This window comes from Methylobacterium sp. XJLW (genome assembly GCF_003254375.1).
Taxonomy (GTDB): Bacteria; Pseudomonadota; Alphaproteobacteria; order Rhizobiales; family Beijerinckiaceae; genus Methylobacterium; species Methylobacterium fujisawaense.
Map to the genome: position 1 here is coordinate 1707355 of NZ_CP016429.1, position 21962 is coordinate 1729316.

The following is a 21962-nucleotide window of genomic DNA, read 5'->3' on the forward strand; positions in this document are numbered from 1 at the left end:
TACCGCATGGCGTTTGCCCTGGGTAGCCGGAAGACCCGCTTCGGGCGCTACCCGGCGCGGGCCGCCGACCCAACGCCCCGCGCGGCCGGAACCGGTGGCGTGCTCCGCCCGGCAGACACCCCGATCCGCGGCGCCGCGCGCGCATAGGCAGACCGTCACCGTGTCCCAGTCGAACCGCGCGGGACGAGACAGCCGCTGAGGACCACGCGCCGGACCGGCTGATCCGGCCTCTCGATCCGCTCGAACAACAGGCGCATCGCCTGGGTGCCGATCTCGGCGACCGGTTGCTCGATCACGGTGAGGCCCGGTTCGGCGAGTTCGGTCCACGGCTCGTTGTCGAAGCCGGCGAGCGCGAGATCCCGCGGGAGCGCGAGATTCAGGGCACGGGCCGCCCGCACGGCGCCCATCAGGATGAGCCCGTTCGAGACCACGAGCGCCTCCGGCCTGTCGGGCTCCTGGAACCAGCGCGTGGCCTCCGCCATCGCCGCGGCCGCGTTCGGGGGCACGCTGCGGATCTGCGGCGCCAAGCCGTGCCGCCCCATCGCCTCCAGATAGCCGGCACGGCGCTCCTGCGCGGTCGAACTCGTCGAGCCGAACAGGCCGCCGATCCGCCCGTAGCCCTGGGCCGCCAGATGATCGACGAGGGTCGCGCAGGCCGCCACGTTGTCGAGGACGACGCTGTCGTAGGCCCCTGGCGGTCCGGCCCGGTCGATCAGCACCACCGGGAAATCGAACCGGCGCGCGCCGAGCCCCCCGGGGTCGGCGGAATCGACGCCATGGCGCCGGACCACGCGGGAACCCTGGGCTACGCCCTCGGGCAGATCGGCGCCAAGGCGGCCTTCGCGCTGATCGTCCCGGCGCTCGCCGGCTACATCGCCTACTCGATCGCCGACCGGCCCGGGATCGCCCCCGGCATGATCGGCGGCATGCTGGCGGCCAATCTCCAGGCCGGCTTCCTCGGCGGCATCGCGGCCGGGTTCATCGCCGGCTACACCGCCCGCTTCCTCAACACGCATATCCGGCTGCCCAGGAACCTCGAGGGCCTGAAGCCGGTCCTGATCCTGCCGCTTCTCGCCACCACGATCACCGGCCTCCTGATGATCTACGTGGTCGGCGTGCCGGTCGCGGCGGTGCTGTCGGCGCTCACGACCTGGCTCAAGGGCATGCAGGGGGCGAGCGCCCTGGTGCTCGGGCTCGTCCTCGGCGGCATGATGGCGCTCGACATGGGCGGCCCGATCAACAAGGCCGCCTACGCCTCGGCGGCGGCCCTGCTCTCCTCCGGCGTCGACGCGCCCATGGCGGCGGTGATGCTCGGCGGGATGACCCCGCCGCTGGGCCTCGCCTTGGCGACCCGCCTGTTCCCGGCCCGCTTCACGCAAGCCGAGCGCGAGGCCGGCGGCGCCGCCGCCGTGCTGGGGGCGGCCTTCATCACCGAGGGGGCGATCCCCTTCGCGGCGGCCGACCCCCTCCGGGTGATCCCGTCTCTGGTCGCGGGGTCCGCGGTGGCGGGCGCCCTGGCGCTCACCCTCGGCGTGACCCTGAAGGTGCCGCATGGCGGCCTGTTCGTCCTGCCGATCCCGAACGCCGTCACGAACCTGCCGGGCGCCGTCCTGGCGCTCGCCGCCGGCACCCTGGTCACCGCGCTCACGGTGGGCCTCATCAAGAAGCGCCCGGGCTGAGGCCCCGATCCGGAGCCCGGCGCACGACCGGACCCGGACACCACAGAGCATCACGGGGGGATCCGTCATGAACGGTTTGGCGATGCGCGCCGCGCTCGCGTTAGGCTTGGCGCTGCCGCAGCCCGGATGGAGCCAGGAGGCGGGGGCCGGCCGCGCCGTGCCGGCCACGGCCGTCGGCCCGGTGCTGCGGCGCCGGGCCAGCCGCCCGCCGCCGCGATCGGACGGCCCGGGCTCCGACGGGGCCGACAGCGCGGCCGGCGCCGCCGACACGCTCGGGCAGACCGCGACGCCGCCGACCCTGCCGCCCGGCACCCTGGATCTCGGCAACGGCCTCAGTCTCCTGGCCAATTACACCGGGCAAGGGGCGATCAACCCGGTCGGCGGCCTCCGGCAGGGCGCGGCTTATGCCGGCCAGCTCGTCCTCGGCATCGACGGCGACCTGCAGCGCCTCGCCGGGATCGAGGGCGGCGCATTCCACGTGGCGGTGACGAACCGGCACGGACGCAGCCTGTCGAACGATGTCATCGGCAACAACACCAGCGTGCAGGAGATCTACGGCGGCGGCCAGACCACCCGGCTGACGCTGCTCTCCTACCAGCAGAAGCTGTTCGACAATCGTCTCGACGTCGAGGTCGGCCGCTTGGTCGCCAATATCAGCTTCCTGAACTCGCCGTTCTACTGCAACTTCCAGTCTAATTCAGCCTGCGGCAACCCGACCTTCGTGTTCAAGACCTCGAATTTCACCTTCTGGCCGGTCTCCAGCTGGGGAGCGCATGCCAGGGCGTGGCTCACCGACACGACGTTTTTCCATGTCGGCGCCTACGAGGTGAACCCGCGGCATCAGCAGCCGGGCGACAACGGCCTCGATTTCTCGCTCGAGGGCGCGACGGGCGCCATCGTGCCGTTCGAACTCGGCTACACGACCACCTTCGCCAACGACGTGCTGCCCCGCAATTACGGAATCGGCGGCTGGTACGACGCCTCGGATTACGCCGATCCGGTGCGCGACGTGACCGGGCAGCCCGCGGTGCTCACCGGCCTGCCGGCGATGACCCGGTTCGGCCGCTCGGGTGTCTACGCCCGGTTCGACCAGATGGTGTGGCGGCCGGATCCGAAGGCGATCCAGGGCCTGACGCTGTTCGGCGTCGCGATGGCCGGCACCTCGGGCCGGCTCGTCGAGGACCACTTCCTGGAGATCGGCGCCCTGCAGACCGGCACCTTCGCGGGCCGGCCGTTCGATACGGTCGGCTTCGTCATCAACACGCAGGCCTTCAGCCGGCTCGCCCTGTCCAACATCGCCCTGGCGCAGGGCACGCTCGGCCTGTTCCGCAAGATCCCGACGCAGCAGGTGATGATGGAGCTGAACTACGGCATCCAGGTCAATCCGGCGATCCGGCTGACGCCGAACCTGCAATACATCCTCGATCCGGACCAGACCCGGTTCCCATTCTACCGCAAGACCATCCCCGACGCCTTCGTGGTCGGCGCCAAGCTGTCGATCGATCTGTTCACCCTGGCGGGGCTCGCGCGCGGTCCCGGCAGCCGGTGACCGCCGGCCGGGTGTCCCGGTCGGCCCAGCATCGCGCAGGCCGGCGGCGTCTGGGCCCGGCAGGTTCTCCGGCGCGCGCATGTCGATCCCGCGGGCCGCGATGTCGGTGTTCCAGGCCGGATAGGGCTGCATCACGCCCGTCGCCTTGTCCATCGACTTGTCCGTCGCCTTGCCCGTCGTCCCGCCGGTGAGCGCGATGGTCTGCGGGCCGAGGCGCGGCTGCGGGTGGAGGCGCGGCGCCGGGCCGGCATCGCCCCGCGCGAGGCCGCCCGCCGTTCCCGGTCCGTCACCCGGATCTCGGCCGCGTTGTTCTCCGGAGAGGGCGGGAGCCAGGCCTTCCCCGCCGCCGTGCACCACGCCGCGCCGTGCGCGACATGGCCGGAGCCGCAGATACCGACGCACGATTGCGAAAACGCCGATCGACCACCTGTGCCCGGACAAAACCATTCATGAATACTGCATTTTAGTTGCATATTCAAAACATGTCACAGATTTTTTGACAATATTGATCCAGCGCAATGCCGCCGGGAGGGCAAGATTTTGAATTGATCCCGAATTGGAGAGATGGGATTTGTGCAATGACCAGTCGCCTCGCTCTCGTGTGCGAAGACTCTTGTGACAGTCTCGAATTCTTCCACCCATCGGATGCGGATCTTTCCCCCTCCGTCGAAACCGTTCATGGCGGCGTCGCGAGCGCGACCCGTGCCGCTCTCCGGGAACTCGGCGCCGATCCCGTCCACATCCTGCGCGAGGCCGGTTGCGATCGCTGGGCGTCCGGAGACGATGCCAGCCCGATCTCGAACGCCGCGCTCGGCCGCGTGCTCCAGTTGGGGGCGAACCGCACGCGGTGCGGCCATCTCGGCCTGCTGGTGGGGCAGCGCATTGCCCTCGCCAAGCTCGGGCCCAGCAACATCCTGATCCGGAACGCGGCGACCATCGGCGACGCCCTCCATGTGCTGGAGACCCGGCCCTGGGCCTGGACCTGCGGCTCGGCGGTCCGACTCTTCGTCGAGGCCGACTTGGCGCTGCTTCATTACTTTCCCTACGAGACCGGCGCGACGGCAGTGGGCCTGCAGGCGGAGGGGGCGCTCGCCACCGTCGTCAATATCGTGCGCGCCCTGTGCGGCGCCCGCTGGTCCCCGTCGGAGCTTCTGCTGCCGCGGGCACCGCCGGAGCAGACCGATCCCTATTGGCACTTCTTCCGCGCGCCCGTCAGGTTCGATCAGGAATGGGCGGCCCTCGCCTTTCCGGCGCGCCTTCTGGAGCAACCGGTCCCGGGCGCAGATCGGACGGCACACCGGATCGCCGAAGGCCGCATCCGACAGGTCGGGGCGGCAGCTCCGCTCCCGATGTCGGACCGGTTGCGGCGGCTGCTCCGCGCGGAGTTCATCCAGGATCCGTGGTCCGGCCAAGCCGTCGCGCGCCATCTGGCGGTGCATCGGCGCACCCTCAGCCGCCGCCTGAAGGCCGAAGGCACGAGCTTCCGGTCGGTGGCCACCCAGATCCGGTTCGAGACGGCGCAGCAGCTCCTGGCCGATACCAACATGACGCTGGCGCAGATCTCGGCCTGTCTGGGCTTTTCCGAAGCCGCCGCCTTCACGCACGCGTTCAGACGCTGGTCCGGTACGACGCCGAGCATCTGGAGGCGTGGGAGCCGGCCTCCGGATGCGGCAGCCGATCCGGGGCCGCCCGATCCCGTACCCCTTCCTGAATGGACGGAACGGACCGGCCTTTCAGGCCGCCCTTGGGCGCCAAGGCCGCGATCGCCGGACGACCGCTTTCCCATGGACGGCAGACAGCATTGGTCAATCGAGCACAAGAATCCGGATTGCATGGCATCACCCGGCGAATTCAGGAGATCCCGATGAAAGCGACACGGACAATCTCGCTCGCAGCCCTCACCCTGGCTGCCATGCTGGGCCTGCCTCCCATCGGCTCGGGCGGCCTCGGCATTGCGGCCGCGCAGGCCGCCGGCGGCTGTGGGCCCGGATTTCATCGGGGCCCCTACGGCGCCTGCCGACCGAACGTCTCCGGCGCACCGGGCTACTACGGGCCCCGAGGTGGCGGCGTGTACGGATACCGCGGCGGCGCCCGCTACGGATACCGGGGCGGTGCCGTCTATCGGGGTGCGCGGGTGTATCGGGGGGGCCGCGTATACGGGGGCCGCGCCGTTTACGGACGGCGCGTCGGCGGGTTCCGGGGCGGCTTCCGCCGCTGACCGCGCCGGCCAGACTTAACCGCGCCGGCCGGACTTGGCTGCCCCGCAGCCTTGTCCGGCCGGCGCAACCGGAGGTCGTGCCCTAATAGGCGCGGTAGACGGGCCGATGGACGCGAGCCGGAGGAACGTCGTAGCGCACGGAGGCCGGAATCCGCACGGCCACCGGGGCATTCGGGTCGAACGGCAAGATCGCGGCCCCGGCTGCGATGAAGCCCGCCAGGGCGCGGATATCGTCCGGCTGCCGCAGATCGCGCGCGATGCGGTCCGTCTCCCATTGAAGCCGCAGATTGCAGGCCCGTGACGGCAATCCGCCGACGGGGGTGCAGGCGTCATGACGCGCACAGGCGGCATCGAGCGCATCGACGGGCGGCAACGGGGCATTGCTGCCGAGGCCACAATAGTTGCCGTGAATGAGCGCCGCAGGCTGCTGCAAGCCGGACGGCTGCGCCAGGGCGGGTGCGCTCAGGCAGGCGGCGATGAGGAAAGGGGCGACGATTCGGGAGGTCATGGCTTGGGCCGAACCCATTCTGGGGCCACTCTGCCGGGGCGGGCCGCCGGCTCGGGCCGGATGATCGGGGGTTGGGGGTCGGGGCCTGCCGGCCTCGACCCTCTCGCGGCAGGATCAATACGGGCGGCAGACGCCCGCATAGGCATCGTAATAGGCGTAGGGTCCGCAGCGGCCGTAGGTGGCACCGTATCCGGTGGCGGCGGCAGCGCCCACGGCAGCCGCGCCCAGGCCGTAGCCGTAGGGACGGACGCCGTAGCGGCCATATCCGTATCCGTAACGGCCAACCCCGCCGTATCGGCCGACCGCGCCGTAACGGCCGACCGCGCCGTAGCGGCCGACCGCGCCGTAACGGCCGACCGCGCCGTAGCGGCCGCGATAGCCCACCCCCCCGCGATAGCCGCCGACCCGGACGCCCTGGACGCCGCCCGCGCGGAAACCACCGCCGCGGAAGCCTCCCCGGCCGCCGTAGAAGCCACGCGCTTCGGCCACCATGCCGCTCATGATCAGGGCGGCACAGGCCACCGACGCAATCTGCAGAGTTCTCATGGATGGTCTCCGTTCAGGAGAACGACCTGCCGAGGGGCGCCGGACACGAAGCCCTGCGGCCCCTCGGACACGTCTCGGCCGTACCGTACGCCGAGCTGCCGACGCCGCTTGATCCGCGGGGACTCGCGTGCCGGTGAACCGGCGCAGCCGCGTTGCGCCGCTCGGACCGCAGCGTTCCATCCTGCACGTCGCTTCCGTCCGGCGCCCAGGCGGCCCGAAGCCGTTGTCAATCGCGCCGGCGGCCGGTGTCTTCCCCGATCAAGCATGGGATCGCCGCGACTGCATAATGGGCCCTCCGCTTCGGTGCGGTGAGGCGAGGCAGGGAACTGACCTTGCGTGCCCGCTCAGGGCGCGACCGATCGGGCTTCACGGCGGTCGGCGCGTTCCGCACATCCCGGCGATCGGAAGAACGCTGCCTCCGGTCCGCTCAAGGACGCGCGAAGCGGTCTCGGCATTCGAGAGATGCCTCGGTTGATCACGATGCAGCGTGAGGAGATGACCATGCCGATCAAGTCATCGAAGGAGCTTTTCGTGCGCATGTTGAGCGATGCGCGGCATCACGCGGAGCGCGCGACGAAGATTTACGAGGAGCTGGGCCAAGCCACGCAGGATCCGGCCATCCAAGAGGCGCTCCAGTCACGCGCCTTCATCCAAGAGAAGACGGTCAAGTCGCTCGATCGCTGCTTTCAGCTGATCGGCGAGAAACCGATTGCCTCCAACGGTCGGCTTCAAGAAGTCTTCCTCGAAGACTTCCGGCGCGAGCTGGCCGAGATCCAGGCCCCGGCCGCCAAGGCCCTGTTCATCCTGATCAAGGCCAATCACCTGATGCATCTGCGCATCGCCGAGTATGTCGCCCTCGTCGCCATGGCCGATGTGAGCGGTCACTTCGGGGTCGGCGTCCTGCTGGAGAGCTGCCTGGCGGACAAGATGGCCTTCACCGAGCGGACCCGTCGCCTGATCCGGCGGACGATCGAGAGCAAGCACGCCGTCAAGCTCGCGGCCTGACCCGCGGCCTGTCAGACCCCGGACCGGGCAGCCCGGTCCGGGGCTTCGGGTGCGCATGCGGAACCGGCCCATGGTCCACGCGCCCGGCGCGCGGACCATGGGCGCACGGGAGCCGCGGAGAACGAGCCATGCCCCCTGTCACGTCTCGAGAGGCGTTGGCGGCTGCCCCTGCCCCGCGGGAGCTGCCGGGTGCCGACGGGCGCGCAAAGTCCCGATCCCTGGGACGTCGGGCCGCCGCCGAAGCGAAGCGCTACCTGGCCTTCGCGATCTACCTAATCGTCGTTTTCGGCACCCTGATTCTGTTCAGCATCAACATCTACGCACGGGTCGATCAGGATATACCGCACTATCCGAGCTATCACTTCTACGCACTCGGGCTGATTAACGCCCTGGTCCTGGCCAAATTCATGCTGATCGCCGAGGCGGCGAAGCTCGGATCCCTCCGCCTCGGCCGGCGCATCACGCGCGGCCCCCTCGTCTACGGGATCCTGTACCGCTCCCTTCTGTTCACCGCCGTCCTGGTGGCGGCCTACGGACTCGAAGAGGTGCTGGTGGGGGCCTGGCACGGGAAGGCGCCGGGCACCGTTCTTCCGGAGATGGCCGGCGGCCCGCGGGGCGTGCTCACTTTCGCCTGGGTGATGTTCGTGGCGCTGCTCCCGTATTTCGCCTACCGGGAGATCGGCCGCGTGCTGGGCGGCGGTCGCCTGCGCGTCCTGCTCCTCCGCACGCCGGCGGCGCGCTAGAGCGCCTTCACGGCTTCGGTCGCTCGATCGCCGGCCGCAGCCGGCCCGAGCCACCGCCCGGACCCGGGCCCGCCGTCAATGGGCGACCACGAGCGTCGGTGCGGACGGAAGCGCCGTCTCGGGGCCGAGGCTTGCGCGCCGGCGGTCGAGGGCGTCGCGCGCATGGGCCAGGGCCGTCGCGAAGGCCGACAGGCAGTCGGTGCTGACGGCCCCGGTGGTGCAGCCCAGCATCGCCGAGACGATCGCCCGGAATTCGCCCTCCAGGGCGGCGAGCTCCGTACGGTCGGCGCCGGGCGCCGCGTCGGCGATCTCGACCAGGCGCCGGACCGGGCGCCACTCCGCCTCCGATCGGCGCCGGGCCCAGCCCGCCGAGGCGGCGGCGAGGAGCGATCCGGCGAGGCTGATCACCACGCCGCCGAGATAGAGATATTGCTGGGCTTGGTCGAAGAAGCTCTGGTCCCCGTTGCTCAGATAGGCGGCGACCCCCGGATGGACGGGCAGGATCGGGCTCTTGTCGTCCGGATCGGGCGCCTCGATCTGCGCGGCGAGCGGCGTCACGGCCGTGAGCTTGGCCTTTGTGGTCAGGATCGACCGGGCGATGGCGGCCGCGACGACGTTGGGCATCAGCTCCGAGGCGGCGAACCGATAGGTGACCGCCAGCGTCGTGACCGACTCGCTGGGCGTGGCGGGACGCGCCCGGAACGCCCCCACGGGCACGTCGATCGCCTCGAAGCCGGGGAACCGCTTGCCGATCGCCTCCGCCTCGTCGAGCGCGAGGATGCCCGGCGTGCCCTTCGTGGCGCGCGCGACGGCGGCGACCCCATCGACGATCTCGCCCGGCGCCATGGGACCGACCGCCAGGATGGCCGCCACCTTCTTCTGCCGGACGGCCTGGGCCAGCGCGTCGATCGGTAGAATGGCCCTGCCGACATCCTTGGCGGGGATGTTGAAGTAGCTCAGCACCATGTCGAGGACACGCGCGTTGGTGTCTTGCAGCGGCCCGGCCACGAGGCCGACGGTCTTGCCCGCCAGGTTGGCGACCGAGCTGACAGGGCTGTGCGGGGGCACGATCAAGGCGACCACGTCCCGGCGCAGGATGACGATGGTCTGTGCGTTGGCGGGTGCCCCCGCGTCGCTGCGCACGATGGCGAGATCGGTCCGGCGCTCCTCCAGAGCCTTGGCGCTCCCCGCGAGGTCGTCGACCCGCACGAGGTCGAGATTGACGCGGGGATGCTGCACCCGGGAGACGGACACGAAGGCTGTGATGAACCGCTCGGCCGTGCTGCCGGGGGGGCCGAGCGTGATGCGCAGGTTGGCGTGCGGCGACCAGACATGCGCAACCGCGAACGCGCCGGCGGCCACGAGCAGGATGGCGACGGCCACGAGCGCCCGGCTCCACCGCCGGGGCGGCTTGGCGCGGTGCCGCGGGCTTTCCGATCCCGTCCGGTCGGGATCGACAGCGACAGGCTTGGCATCCTGCATCGTGACCTCACACCGGGATTTCGGACCGGGGGCGTGTCGCGCGGAGGCGCCGGCCGGAACCGTTCAGCACGCCTCGCAGGCGCCCCTCTCCCCCGGGAGCCTGCGGTCGTTGCGGCGATCCCGCGGGTCCCGATGCCGCCTCTGCGTGCCCGGTTCGACGCCCGGCGGAGGATCGCTCACATCGAGGGGAGGCGTGGTGATCGCCTCGCGTTCGAGGCGGTTGAGCTGCGCCTCGCTGGGGATGGCGATGCCACCTTGCGCGAGGCGGATCTGCGCTTCCCCGCGGGTGGCCGCACCCGCGACTCCGCTGGGAAGGGCGAGCATCAGGAGGGCGGCCCCGGCCCGTGAAAACGGTGAAAACGCCATGGCGACCTCCTCGGCAGCCGCTGAACGGACGATACTCCGCTCACATAGCCCGTCTCGGCGGGCGCTCCTTGACCGAACCGGACAGGGACTGCGCTCACCGCGCGACGCGCGCCGTATTCGGCGATGTGTCCTGGGAGGCGACCCACGAAGTCCCGCGCACGCCGAACGCCCGACCTGATGGGGAGATCGAGCTGGCGGCTTGCGCGAAGCGGCCATTTCCCGCCGCGGTGTTCGGGGCGGGCCTCATGGCCGATGCGCGGCCCTCCGGGCGTGGCGAGGGCCGCCTCTCCGGATCTCAGGCCGAGGCGCGGATCGGACGAGCGGCGACCGTGACGAATGTCACCGGAGCCGCCCGGCGCAGGCGCCCGATCTGAGCCGGCGCAAGCCGTTCGACGATGTGCGGCAGAGCATCACCCCGGCCACCACGCACCGCGACACGGCCGGATCCACAGAGCACTTCAGGGGGACGACTGGCGGAGAAGGGGGACGCTCCGCACTTCCGGCCAAGTTCCTCGACACTCCGCCAAATCCGCTCCGGACACGCAGCGGAGGGTATAATGGAATGTGCATTGCGTTGGCGCGGAGCCCTGCAACTGCTCGGTTCCACCCTAGAGCGCGATCCGAGCGAGTTGAGTCGTCTGGGGTTTTGGCACGGACGGAGATGTGATTCGATGCACGGCTTTCTGATCAGGAGAGCCGGATGCCCTGTCCGCCGATCTGCGTGAACGCGTCGTGACGGCCATCGAAGCGGGAGCCTCGCGCCGTGATCTAGCCTGACCGTCTGGCGGGAGCCCCTCGGCCAAGCCTCGGGTCAAATCTCAATCCAGGCCGACCGCGAGTTTTTCAACGAAATCGGTCGTGAGCGGGCGGAACGGTGACGTCCGCTTCATCGCGAGGCCGGTGTTTCGGTTGCGACCCGACGCGGTCATGTCGCGACACGCGTTGCTGTCCTGTTAGCAGACACCCCCGCTGCCTTGTTGCGGATCAGTGACACTGAATTGGCTGACTTTGGCGACGGCCTCGCAATTGCGCTACGCAGCTTTCAGCTGGCGGAGGTCGAACTCGGCGTGAACGCCTCCGGGCTTCGCCATCCGTTCCTCGCGATAGGGTCGCCTCGGCGTTCCTGGTCAATCGAATGAGTCACCTCATGGCGCATAGATCCGGCACCGGGCTCTCGCGTGGTAAAATTGAATTTTTCCGCGATACTTACGCCACCTTATTCTTGGAATGCTCGACTTTAAATAGGGCATCGACTTCCTGGGCAGGGCGCGGAGGACTGAACAGAAAGCCCTGCATCTCATGAGCCCCCTCGGAGAGGACAGCGTTACGCTGGATGTCCGTCTCGATACCCTCCACAAGGGTCGTCATATTGAGGCTCTGGCCGAGACCGATAATAGCCCGAATGATCGCGGCCGCCTCGGGCTTCTCGCCGATCTCGCGCACGAAGGACCGATCAATCTTGATCTTGTCAAAGGGGAACCGGCGCAGGTAGCTGATACTGGAATAGCCGGTGCCGAAGTCGTCCATGGCGATGCGGATACCAAAACTGCGCAAGACGTGCAGCGTCTCAAGGTTCGCATCGGTTTCTTCCAGAAGTACGCTCTCGGTGATTTCCAGTTCGAGCCGACTCGGATCGAGGCCGCTTTCTGATAGAATCGAGAACACCATCGTCGCGAAGTTGCGCTGGCGCAGCTGATGGGCCGATACGTTGACCGCGACCCCGACGTGAGCGGGCCATCGCTTGGCATCCTCGCACGCCCGCCGCAACACCCACTCGCCCAACGGTACGATCAAGCCAGTTTCTTCTGCGATGGGAATGAACACCGCAGGGCTCACGAGGCCCCGCTCGGCGTGCCGCCACCGAACCAGGGCTTCAACGCCAGTCACGTCGTTGCTGCTGAGTTTGACGAGCGGCTGGTAGTGCACCTCAAAGCGCTCATTGGTCAGCGCCTCGCGCAGTTCCCGCTCCAAGTTGAGGCGGGCTCGTGCGCTTTCGTCCATCTGGGGTTCGAAGACCCGAAACGTCCCCCGCCCGTCCGATTTTGCTTGGTAGAGCGCCAGATCGGCGTTCTGCAGAAGCTGAGTGACGTCACGATCCATCTCGCCGGACAACACAATTCCGGCACTCATACCGATCTCAACCCGCAATCCGTCGAGCTCGTAGGGCGCGCTGACTGACGCGATCAGTCGCCGCGCCAGCGCTTCCGCCGCCTTCAGGTCCTTGACCCGGTGCAGGACGACGAACTCGTCTCCCCCCATCCGCGCGACGGTAGTTCCTTCACGAACTTCTCGCTGAAGCCGCTGAGCGACACACCGTAGAAGTTGGTCGCCCACCGCGTGGCCGAACCCATCGTTGACGAGCTTGAACCGATCAAGGTCGAGACACAGCACGGCGAGGGAACGACCCGGCATAGGCTGCCCCAGCATTCCGTTGCCAAACTCATGCAAGGCCATGCGGTTGGGCAAATCGGTCAGGGCGTCGTGCCGCGCCATGTAGGTAATACGGTCTTCGTTGCGGCGGCGCTCAGTCACATCCTCGAAGGTCGCGACCCACCCGCCGCCGCTCATCGCCCTGTGAGTCGCTGAGACCGTTCGCCCATCCGCGAGCTCCCGCAGGATTGACGTAGCCTGCCCCTCGATAAGCGAGGTCCGAGTGCCTTCACTCAGAGCATCGACCGTGGTGCCAGCTGCGTAACGTCCGAGGCCAACCAAGATCTCGATGATCTGTCGCTGGCTCATTCCGACATGCAACTGGTCAGCCTCAAGTCCGAAGATCTCCAGATATCGCTTGTTCCAGACCAACAAACGTCGGTCCGCATCGAACATGCACAAGCCTTGGTTCATATTCTCCAAGGCTGCATCGAAGCGTCGATTTTGTTCAATCAGTTGCTCGTGCGGCACAGAGGACTGACTAAGCCACGGCACGAAGGCAGCTGTGGCATTGGAATACCAACACCAAATGCCACAAGAGGTTGGTAATTCCCAAGCATCGAGAGCAGACATGGAATGCGGTCAGCGTGTTGAATTTGGCATACGATAAGATAGATATCTTAATTTATTAGCTGCCTACTCGATGGGCATATGCACTTACAATCATCAACTTAGCGAACCAAAGACAGGCGCTCACTACAGCTTGTCCGATTGTATCACGGGCCGGCCTCTGCACGATGCGCACCGGCAAGCGCTGCAGTGTCGGGAGCGGGACCCATCCGGTCGTCTGCTTTTGCCGTGCTCAGTAAAGGAAGCGGAAGAGCCGAAATTCACCCCAAGCCGCCATTCCGGAAGCGACCCAAGCCGGCCGTGCCGGCCGTTGTTAGGTTTTTCCGAAAGCGGTCCTTTGCAGGAACCCATCGACCTTGGCTCGCGGTATGGCGCGAACCGAGACATAGCGGCTGGATAGGGCCTTGACTTAGAGCGCACTCAAACCCCTAGCCTCAGATGCGTCGTGGCGAGAACGGTGCTCATGAAGATTGGTGAACTGGCGAAGCGTTCGGGACTGTCCGCTCACACCATCCGCTATTACGAGCGGATCGGACTGCTTCCCTATGCCGACCGGGACCAATCGAGCCAACGTGACTACGACGCATCGATCCTGATCTGGATCGCGTTCCTTGGCCGTCTCAAGACGACTGGAATGCCGATCCGGGAGATGCTGCGCTACGCAGCCTTGCGGGAGAGCGGCGTCGTCACCGAGGCTGAGCGCCGGGACATGCTGGAGCAGCACCGCGAGCGCGTCCGCGCCCACGTGGCTGACCTGCAAGCCTGCCTCCTCGTCCTCGACACCAAGATCACCGGCTACGCCGGTCCGGACGAGAGGACACAGGCCTATGACGAAATTCCCCCACAGCGGCAGCGAAAGCCGGCTCGAACGCGGACGACGGGCACTCGCTGAGATCGACGGCGAGGCCGGAGAGAAGGTCGTCGCCTCGCTCGCCGACATTGCCCCCGACTTCGCGACCTACCTGCTCGAGTTCCCCTTCGGCGACATCTACAGCCGCCCCGGCCTCGACCTGCGCGCCCGCGAGATCGCCACCATCGCGGCTCTGACAGCGATGGGCAATGCGGCCCCGCAGCTCAAGGTCCACATCGAGGCGGGCCTTAATGTTGGTCTCTCGCGCGAAGAAATTACCGAGATCATTATGCAGATGGCCGTCTACGCAGGCTTTCCTGCGGCACTCAATGGCCTGTTCGCTGCCAAAGAGGTGTTCGCGAAATGATGCGCCGACCGATGTGATTGCGGCGGGTCGAACGCAAACGTCATAACGAGGTCCGCTTCGAAGCGTTTGTCGCCCGAAAGCGGACCAGCGGAAAATCACCGAAAGCCGCCATTCCTATAACGACCCAGATCGGGCGTCATGGACATGTCCCGGGCTTCTTGAAATCCGTCAGTCGCCGGCCGCCACACAAAGTCGGCTCAGGGGGATTGCGGGCCTAGACGCATGCCGAGCTTGCTCGTGTCGTTCTTCGAGAGCGAGCAACCGTGATCTACACTGTGATACCGCGTCCGGCCCTTCAGTCGAGCCGACCCTGTCGGCAGAAACAGATCTCACGGTTGCGCGATACCCGTAGCCGTTTAGGCAGGTGGTAACCCTTGCTGGATGGTATGCCATCGGACGCCTCGTAGCGTTCCACTATCCGCCGGATCATCGATGCGTATCTCGATCAAGGCCGCGCTTGCCGGCCTTTTTGCTTTACTGGCAGTCATTATAGCCGGCGAGAGTGCCCTCACGCTGCTCAAGCTCAGCGCGATCCGTCACAGCGCGACCGAAGTCGCAGGCAACTGGCTGCCCTCCGTTCAAACGCTCGGCGAGCTGAACTCAGCCGTCGATAAGGCTCGCGTGCGCCAGTACCGGCTCGTAGCCGCGACGCGTGACACACAGCAACTGGCCGAGCATCGTAAGCAGTACTTGTCGGCAATCGAAGCCGCTGAACAGGTCAGCAAACGCTATGAAGCGCTTATCTCCTCGCCCCAGGAGCGCGCTCTCCACGATCGGTTCGTGCAAGAGTGGACCGAGTTCGGAGCCATCGGCAAGCATGCGGTCGAGCTGATGGATGCAGGCCGCCAGCCGGAGGCGCTAACCGAGATTACGCAGCCTGAGATCGTGAGGCTCTACTCAGGCCTGTCTCAGATCATCACACAAGCTGTGGCCCTCAATCGAAAGGGTGCTCAGGACGAGGCGGACACGACCGTGTCCAACGTCGACGAAACAGCACGCGTGACCTACGTCGCGATGGTCGTCGCCCTTGTCCTTGCGCTTGGAGCGACGCTGTTCAGCCTCCTCCGCGTCGCGCACCCGATCACCCGCATGACGGCCACGATGGGCACGCTCGCGGCCGGCGATACCTCTGTCACGGTTCCCGGAGCCGACCGACGCGACGAGCTTGGCGCGATGGCCGCCGCCGTACAGGTGTTCAAGGACAACCTGATCCGCACCCGGCAGCTTGAAGCAGAGACTGCCCAGGCCCGTTTGGCTGCCGAGGAACAACGCAAGGCCGGCATGCGGCAGATGGCTGACAGCTTTGAGGCCGCCGTCGGCGGCATCATCGGCCTGGTGTCGTCCTCAGCGACCGAGCTGCAGGCGACCGCGCAGACCATGACCGCCACGGCGACGGAAACGGCGAGCCAGTCGACCACGGTGGCCGCGGCCGCCGAGGAGGCCGCCTCGAACGTCAACACCGTCGCTGCGGCCGCTGAGGAACTCGGTTCGTCCGTTCAGGAGATCGGTCGGCAGGTGGCCGGCTCGGCGGGTCTCGCGCGGACCGCTGTTACCGAGGCCGGTCAGACCGGCGGACTTGTTCAGGAGCTGAGCGCCGCGGTGTCGCGCATCGGCGATGTGGTCACAATGATCTCCTCGATCGCTGGGCAGACGAACCTTCTGGCTCTGAACGCGACGATCGAGGCGGCGCGCGCCGGCGCGGCAGGGCGCGGCTTTGCGGTCGTAGCGTCTGAGGTGAAGGCGCTCGCTGAGCAGACCGCCAAGGCGACGGGTGAGATATCGGGTCAGATCGCTCAGATCCAGGCCTCGACCGGTCAAGCAGTCACGTCGATCACCGGGATCACCGAACGGATCCGCGAGATCAGCGGCGTTGCGACCTCGATCGCCGCAGCCGTCGAGGAACAGGGTGCGGCGACTCAGGAGATCGTCAGGAATGTCTCTCAGGCGGCGCAGGGTACCGGTGAGGTGACAAGCAACATCGCGGGTGTTGCCGGTGCGGCCGAGGAGACGGGCGCGGCGGCGAGCCAGGTCCTCGGCGCGGCCTCGGAGTTGTCGCGCCAGTCAGAGCACCTCAGTGCTGAGGTTGCGCGCTTCCTAGCCACCGTGAGGGCGGCATAGAGCCTAACGAGGCCGTGCTTTTCAGGAGCACGGCCTCAACCATGCTGTCCGCTTCGCCACATCCCCTTACGAAAGCGGATCGGCTTAAAGCCGCCCGCTCAGCTCGAAGGTTTCGGCTGCAGGAGCTAGGGCGATCAGCGCCGTGGCGGTGATCGGACCCATACCTGGGATGGTCATCAGCCTGCGCGCCATCTCGTGCTCGCGAGCACGCTCGGCGATCTCGCGGTCGAGACTCGCAGGCCTGGATCTCCTCGCCCGAGACGTAGCCCCGGTCCGCGCCCATTACGAAGCGTCCATCCCGCCCTACCACCCTGGCGGACACTCTTAACAACCCAGGCTTTTCCCCACAGCCATTGTCGAGACCAGCCGTAAATGTCGGTCTGTGAAAGGCGTACGCAAATCGCCCGGACGTTCAGGGCGGCAACAACGTAATGAGAGAAAGGCCACTCCCGAAGGAGCGGCCCAAGTCAGGGAAGAAACGCCCACAAATGGGCTGCACGGTGTTGAGACGTGCGCCGCAGCAACTTTTATGCACTGCGGCGGTTCCGGAATGAAGCAGGCGGGTGACGGTCGACTGAGCGACGGCGCGCGTCCATGATCCGTTCTGGTCGACCGAACAGGTATCCCTGCAGCTCGTCGCATCCCTCAGCGACAAGGAAATCGCGCTCCTCGACGGTTTCAACCCCCTCGGCGAGCACCGTGATGCCCAACGCGTGACCCAGGGCGATGGCGGCGCGCATGACGGCGACGCCCTGGCTGCCATTCGACAGGTTCCGAACGAAGGTCTGGTCGATCTTGATCTTGTCGAACGGGAAACAACGCATGTAGTTCAACGAAGAGTAGCCCGTACCGAAATCGTCCATGATGATGCACACGCCCATCCGATGCAAAGCCTTCAGGATCTCCAGGTTCGTCAGGTCGTCCCGAAGGAGCACGCTTTCGGTGATCTCGAGCTCCAGCAGCTTCGCCGGCAGATCCGAACGTGCGAGTGCGCGTTCCACCACGGCGACGAGTTCCTTCTCTCGGAACTGCACGGCCGAGAGATTTACGGCCACGCGCAGGCCGGGCAGCCAACCGGCGGCGTCCTCGCAGGCGCGCTGTAGGACCCACGAGCCGATCTCGCGGATGAGGCCGGTCTCCTCGCAGATCGGAATGAACTCGGCGGGCGGGACGAGGCCGCGCGTGGGATGGCGCCAGCGCAGCAGCGCCTCGTACCCGGTCACCGCGCGGCTCGCCGCTCCGACGATGGGTTGGTAGTGCAGCTCGAACTGCCCCTTCTCCAGAGCACAGCCGAGATCCTCCTCCAGCCGCCGCCGTTCACGGTTCTCGCATTCCATCTGCGGTTGGTAGAGGCACCATGTGCGCCTGCCGGAGGCCTTGGCCCGGTAAAGGGCGATGTCGGCGTTGCGCAGTAGCGTTTCGGGCGAGCCGTCCGCCACGTCCGCCCGCGCCACTCCGATGCTCGTCCCGATCGAGAGGTGGACGCCCTCGATAACGAACGGGGTTCCGAGAGCGGAGACGATGCGTTCGGCCAGTCGAACGGCATCCGCCTCTTCGTCCTGCCCGAATCGCACGACGGCGAACTCGTCCCCGCCGAGGCGCGCCAGGACGTCGGGGGCGGCGATCAGAGCCGAGAGCCGCGCCGCGACCGCCCGAAGCAGCGCATCGCCGAGGGGATGGCCGTGGACGTCGTTGACCTGTTTAAAGCCGTCCAGGTCGAGCAGGAGCAATGCCCCCCCGCCGCCATCCATCGGCGTGCGCCCGCGTTCGGCCAGCAGCCGACCGGTGGCTTCCTGCAACAGGACGCGGTTCGGCAACCCGGTCAGCGCGTCGTGATGCGCCATATGGGCGATCATGGCCTGGGCGCGGTGCCGTTCCGTGATGTCCTCGAAGGTGCAGACGATGCCGCCACTCGGCACGGCTGCGGTCGTCACGCCGACGATGCGGCCGTCGGTCAGATCGCAGACCAGTGCCGCCGGGCGGCTCTCCCTCACACTGGCGGCGAGGATATCCGACAGTCGATCTCCCTCGGCCTTCGACATGGAGGCGATGATCTGACGGAGCAGGACATCGAGAGGGCTACCCGCTTCGCGTAGGAGCGGCGGGATGTCGAACAGCTCGGTCATGCGGGCGTTCAGGACGACGAGCCTGCTCTCGTGGTCGAGCAGCAGCACCCCCTGGCTCATGCTATCCAATGCGGTCCCGAACCGGGCGTATTCGTCCCGCAGGCGGCGGTCCGCCGATGCCCTTTCCTCGGCGGCAGCCTGCGCCGCGCTGGACGAGGCGAGGCGCTCTTGGGCGCGAAGCTGCGCCTTGGCGATCCTGACGATGAAAAACACGCCGCCGACGAGCAGCGCCACCGTCGCGGTCAAGGGCAGGGTCTGCGCCCGCCATGGGGTCAGCGTCGCCGAGATGGTGCGGCTCGTGCCCATGATGATCGGATAATGCTCCATGAGCTGGGCCGCGACGATCCGATCCTGCCCGTCGATCGGTGTCGTCATGCGTTCCACGCCGGAGGTGGGACGTTCCGCCCCTTGGACCCGCATCCATTTGAGCGGCGGGACCTTGCGTCCGATCGCGCCGGGCGGACGCGGATGGCGTGCCAGCATGGTCAGATCCGTGTGGACGAACGAGATGACGTCGGCCTCGTCGGGGGAGACCCTGGCATAGAGCCGCTCGAAGTAGCGGAGGTCTACGGCTCCGATCATGTAGCCGACGGATCGGCCATCGATGTCCGCGATGCGGTGGGCGACGATCAGATCCAGGCCTGAACCGTCCGGCCGGGCCGTGCCGGCGACGATGATCTTCCGTTCGGAGGGATCACGGCCGAGATCTTCGAGGAAAGAAGGACGGGACGATTCTTTATCTGCAGGCCGGTCGATCGAGGAGTTGATCGTCCTGCCCTGGAGGTCGATGATTGATATCTCCTTGACCTGGGGTAGGGCCGAGACGCTGGCACGAAGCTTGTCGTGCATGGCCGTGCTCGAGCCAAGCGACGCGAACGAGCGGTCGGCCGACGATCGAGCGCTGGCAAGCTCCCTCGCCACGTCCAGCTGAATGACCTCCATCGCCTGCATCGACCTGTCGGCCTGCTCGGAAAGCAGGGTCGTGAGGCTGACAAGGCTTCGCTCGGTGCTGCGGATCTCCAGGTCGTAGAGCTTTTGCGCCACGAGAATCCCGGCCCCGGTGAGGACCACGGCAAGGACGATGCCTGCCCTCGTAAGCGACGTTGCGGACAAGGTTGGATGTCGTGCCAATCGGATCGCCCGGCGCGCTCTGGAGGATCCTCGCAACGTCCAAGTCGAAGGCATGTCCGCTTAGCGTCCGTCTGGGCAGTTGTTTGACACAAGCTCGACGAAGCGCCTTGCCATCCGTGCGGCTTCACCGTGGCATCCCGAAGTTGAGGCGGTGTGAACAGCGTCGACCCTCGACCAGACTGAGAATTCCGAGCCCGTAGAGCGCCGCGAACAGGCAAGCGACCGCCGGCGCGCTGCTGTCGCGACCACTCGTGACGCGAGTGCAGCCACCGTTAGACTCAGCTCGCAGAGCGCAACCCCAACAATGCCGGTGGTGAGCTTCCGGCGTCGCACGCCCGGAGCATCGATGCCGTCGTCCGGTTTTCCGGATGCGGCGGAGGCGGGCTGGAGGGCAAGGTCGAGGCTCTATGCCGCGGGCAGAACATTGCCCGCAACGACCATCGAGGCGTGTCGACCAGCGTCCGCTTTTTCATCGGTGCGTCTGGAAGCAGATGGCGTGGATGGCGCCCGCTCCGACTGACGGCACCTGAGTGCCACGATGTGGTCGCTGTCGACGCAGCAGCCACGCGGCTGCAGGAGCCATCCCCCTGGAGATTACCACCGTCGTGGTGACCGGGCTGGCCGATCAGATCGGCGCCGTGCAGATCCCGCTCACCCGGCTCGAGAAGGCGCTGCTGGCCTGGCATCGGGACAGTGACCTGTCGCGGCGCCTGGCGACGATCCCCGGTCTCGGCATCGTCTCGGCGACGGCGACGGCGCTGGCCGCTTCGGTGAGTGAGCCCGAGCGCTTCCGCAATGGTCGACGGTTCGCCCCCTCGCTGGGCCGGACACCGCTGCAGAACTCCAGCGGCGGCAAGGAGCGCCTGGCCCGGGTCTCGCGCATGGGCGACCGCGACCTGCGCCGCCTGCTCGTGATCGGCCTGCCCCCTCTGGTCCGGCGCGCGAAGGCGATGCCGACCTCGATCGACCCGCGGCTGCCGGCGCTGCTCCAGCGCAAGCCGGTCCGCGTTGTGACTGTTGCGGCGGCCAATCGCACCGCACGGGTCGCCTGGGCGATCATGACCCGCGGCGGTAGCGACCGCATACCGGCGGCCATTGCCGCCTGACGGCACGGCGAGGAGACTTTTCCAGGTTGCGCGGACGATGAGACTTGATGGCGAACCGGTCAGACCGGGAGGCGGGACACCCCGGAATACGTCGTCGGCGTCATGGCCCGCAAAGCAGAGTGGGACCCAGCGCGCGGATACCATCAGGGCCAGCGGTCAACATCAACGCCTGCATCGACAGGCCGGACACAAGACTGCACCCGACCAACGCGTCCGAAGCCCAACTCGTCACTTGCAATGCGGGCGCCTTCCACACAGGACGCTCCACCTTCGATTGTCGAAGAGCGTGTCAGCCCGCGAGTTTGCCTGCGATCCCATAAGGTCCGATTCCGCCATGATGTGGATGCTGTCCTGTCCTGCGATCGTCTGCTCGGCCAGGGTTGCCAGCATTCGTGGCGACGCCCGCCACTTCCGCGGCTCAAGCGAACGAGCTACGCTTCGATCGGCTCAGGGCGCGGCATGTTCGATTGGAATGACCTAACCTTCTTCCTGGAACTCGCCCTCACGGTCGGGGGAAGCGGGTTTTCGGCTTCATCTGCGCCGTGGCGTTCGCGACGATGCTTGCGGTCGTCGCAAAACTGACGCTGTCCGGGGTGGCGACGGTCTGCCACGACCTCTGGGTCAACGTCGTTCGCCAGGGGCATTCCTCCGAGTCCGAGCAGCTCACGGTCGCGCGGATCGCGACGGTCGCCATCGCCGCCCTGGCGGTGTTCCTGGGCATCGTCTTCGAGGGTCAGAACGTCGCGTTCATGGCCGGGCTCGCCTTCGCCGTCGCGACCTCCGCGAACTTTCCCGCGCTGCTTCTGTCCATCACCTGGAAGCGGTTCATGACCCCGGCGGCGGTCGCCAGCATCGGCGTCGGGACGTTCTCCGCCCTCCTGATGATAGGGCTGTCACCCACCGTTCAGGTGGACATGCTCGGGAAGAACCTCGCCGACGCCTCGCGAGCCTGGTGGTTCGTCCCGATGAAGAACCCGGCCATCATCAGTATGCCGCTGTCCTTCATCGTGGCGGTCGCCGTCTCGCTCCTCACTCGAGAGGACGGCGTCGCGAGCACCTTCCGCGAGATGCGCCACCGGATCATGTTCGGGAAGGCGCGGGAAGCCTATCCGGAACGCTGACTTCTGGCCTCCGACGCAATGGGATGGGGTGTCGATTGACGCCCTGT

General features: G+C 67.2%; 16 protein-coding genes and 3 pseudogenes. 11 read left to right on the forward strand and 8 right to left on the reverse strand.

The window, feature by feature from the left end:
- Positions 1–155 precede the first annotated feature (155 nt).
- A complete protein-coding gene (locus A3862_RS07920) occupies positions 156–791 on the reverse strand; it encodes a LacI family DNA-binding transcriptional regulator (RefSeq protein ID WP_236961850.1) in 636 nt (211 codons plus the stop codon).
- Between A3862_RS07920 and A3862_RS07925 the strand changes: the two genes are divergently transcribed.
- The 4 genes from A3862_RS07925 (at position 777) to A3862_RS07940 (ending at position 5446) form a co-directional block, all read left to right on the forward strand.
- Positions 777–1679 (forward strand): PTS fructose transporter subunit IIC, encoded by a 903-nt coding sequence (locus A3862_RS07925; protein WP_236961852.1) that lies wholly within the window; start codon positions 777–779, stop codon positions 1677–1679. The two genes, A3862_RS07920 and A3862_RS07925, sit on opposite strands and share 15 nt — an antisense overlap.
- A gap of 67 nt (positions 1680–1746) precedes the next feature.
- Complete coding sequence (locus A3862_RS07930; RefSeq protein ID WP_111473480.1) at positions 1747–3228, forward strand: carbohydrate porin; 1482 nt, start codon at positions 1747–1749, stop codon at positions 3226–3228.
- A gap of 578 nt (positions 3229–3806) precedes the next feature.
- On the forward strand, positions 3807–5096 hold the full coding sequence (locus tag A3862_RS07935; RefSeq protein WP_164706353.1) for an AraC family transcriptional regulator: 1290 nt from the start codon (positions 3807–3809) through the stop codon (positions 5094–5096).
- The gene (locus A3862_RS07940) at positions 5093–5446 is read left to right on the forward strand and encodes a GCG_CRPN prefix-to-repeats domain-containing protein (RefSeq protein WP_236961854.1); all 354 of its coding nucleotides are present in this window, start codon (positions 5093–5095) and stop codon (positions 5444–5446) included. The genes A3862_RS07935 and A3862_RS07940 overlap by 4 nt, the downstream gene beginning before the upstream one ends.
- A gap of 82 nt (positions 5447–5528) precedes the next feature.
- Here the strand turns inward: A3862_RS07940 and A3862_RS07945 are convergent, their stop codons facing one another.
- Together A3862_RS07945 and A3862_RS07950 are read right to left on the reverse strand one after the other, a co-directional pair.
- On the reverse strand, positions 5529–5954 hold the full coding sequence (locus A3862_RS07945) for a hypothetical protein (protein WP_111474316.1): 426 nt from the start codon (positions 5952–5954) through the stop codon (positions 5529–5531).
- A 114-nt stretch (positions 5955–6068) separates the two neighbouring features.
- On the reverse strand, positions 6069–6500 hold the full coding sequence (locus A3862_RS07950) for a hypothetical protein (protein ID WP_043389152.1): 432 nt from the start codon (positions 6498–6500) through the stop codon (positions 6069–6071).
- Between the two features lie 336 nt (positions 6501–6836).
- Here A3862_RS07950 and A3862_RS07955 point away from each other — a divergent pair, with 336 nt between their 5' ends.
- On the forward strand, positions 6837–7505 hold the full coding sequence (locus A3862_RS07955) for a DUF892 family protein (protein ID WP_124262957.1): 669 nt from the start codon (positions 6837–6839) through the stop codon (positions 7503–7505).
- Between the two features lie 128 nt (positions 7506–7633).
- Positions 7634–8248: a hypothetical protein gene (locus A3862_RS07960; RefSeq protein ID WP_111473483.1), complete on the forward strand. Its 615-nt coding sequence runs from the start codon at positions 7634–7636 to the stop codon at positions 8246–8248.
- 75 nt (positions 8249–8323) lie between these two features.
- On the opposite strand, the gene A3862_RS07965 is transcribed toward A3862_RS07960, so the two are convergent.
- From A3862_RS07965 to A3862_RS07975, 3 genes are all read right to left on the reverse strand, one after another.
- On the reverse strand, positions 8324–9631 hold the full coding sequence (locus A3862_RS07965) for a TAXI family TRAP transporter solute-binding subunit (RefSeq protein ID WP_236961856.1): 1308 nt from the start codon (positions 9629–9631) through the stop codon (positions 8324–8326).
- 162 nt (positions 9632–9793) lie between these two features.
- Positions 9794–10096 carry a hypothetical protein gene (locus A3862_RS07970; RefSeq protein WP_111473485.1) on the reverse strand — a complete coding sequence of 101 codons (303 nt, stop codon included), beginning with the start codon at positions 10094–10096 and terminating at the stop codon, positions 9794–9796.
- Positions 10097–11302: 1206 nt separating this feature from the next.
- Positions 11303–13099: a putative bifunctional diguanylate cyclase/phosphodiesterase gene (locus A3862_RS07975; RefSeq protein WP_078947229.1), complete on the reverse strand. Its 1797-nt coding sequence runs from the start codon at positions 13097–13099 to the stop codon at positions 11303–11305.
- Positions 13100–13559: 460 nt separating this feature from the next.
- Between A3862_RS07975 and A3862_RS07980 the strand changes: the two genes are divergently transcribed.
- The 3 genes from A3862_RS07980 (at position 13560) to A3862_RS07990 (ending at position 16431) form a co-directional block, all read left to right on the forward strand.
- Positions 13560–13988, forward strand: a complete 429-nt coding sequence (locus A3862_RS07980) for a MerR family transcriptional regulator (RefSeq protein ID WP_043759986.1) — start codon at positions 13560–13562, stop codon at positions 13986–13988.
- Positions 13924–14313: a carboxymuconolactone decarboxylase family protein gene (locus A3862_RS07985; protein ID WP_043759985.1), complete on the forward strand. Its 390-nt coding sequence runs from the start codon at positions 13924–13926 to the stop codon at positions 14311–14313. Before A3862_RS07980 ends, A3862_RS07985 begins: the two co-directional genes overlap by 65 nt.
- Before the next feature lie 432 nt (positions 14314–14745).
- Positions 14746–16431, forward strand: coding sequence for a methyl-accepting chemotaxis protein (locus tag A3862_RS07990; RefSeq protein ID WP_043759983.1), 1686 nt, complete (start codon positions 14746–14748; stop codon positions 16429–16431).
- Positions 16432–16536: 105 nt separating this feature from the next.
- On the opposite strand, the pseudogene A3862_RS07995 reads toward A3862_RS07990, so the two are convergent.
- Positions 16537–16668: pseudogene (locus A3862_RS07995) on the reverse strand (transposase); the annotation flags it as partial.
- 290 nt (positions 16669–16958) lie between these two features.
- Complete coding sequence (locus tag A3862_RS08000) at positions 16959–19601, reverse strand: bifunctional diguanylate cyclase/phosphodiesterase (protein WP_164706354.1); 2643 nt, start codon at positions 19599–19601, stop codon at positions 16959–16961.
- 692 nt (positions 19602–20293) lie between these two features.
- Between A3862_RS08000 and A3862_RS08005 the strand changes: the two are divergent.
- Both A3862_RS08005 and A3862_RS08010 read left to right on the forward strand, forming a co-directional pair.
- Positions 20294–20794, forward strand: a pseudogene (locus A3862_RS08005) (transposase); the annotation flags it as partial.
- A 495-nt stretch (positions 20795–21289) separates the two neighbouring features.
- A pseudogene (locus A3862_RS08010) lies at positions 21290–21915 on the forward strand (solute symporter family protein); the annotation flags it as partial.
- Positions 21916–21962 lie beyond the last annotated feature (47 nt).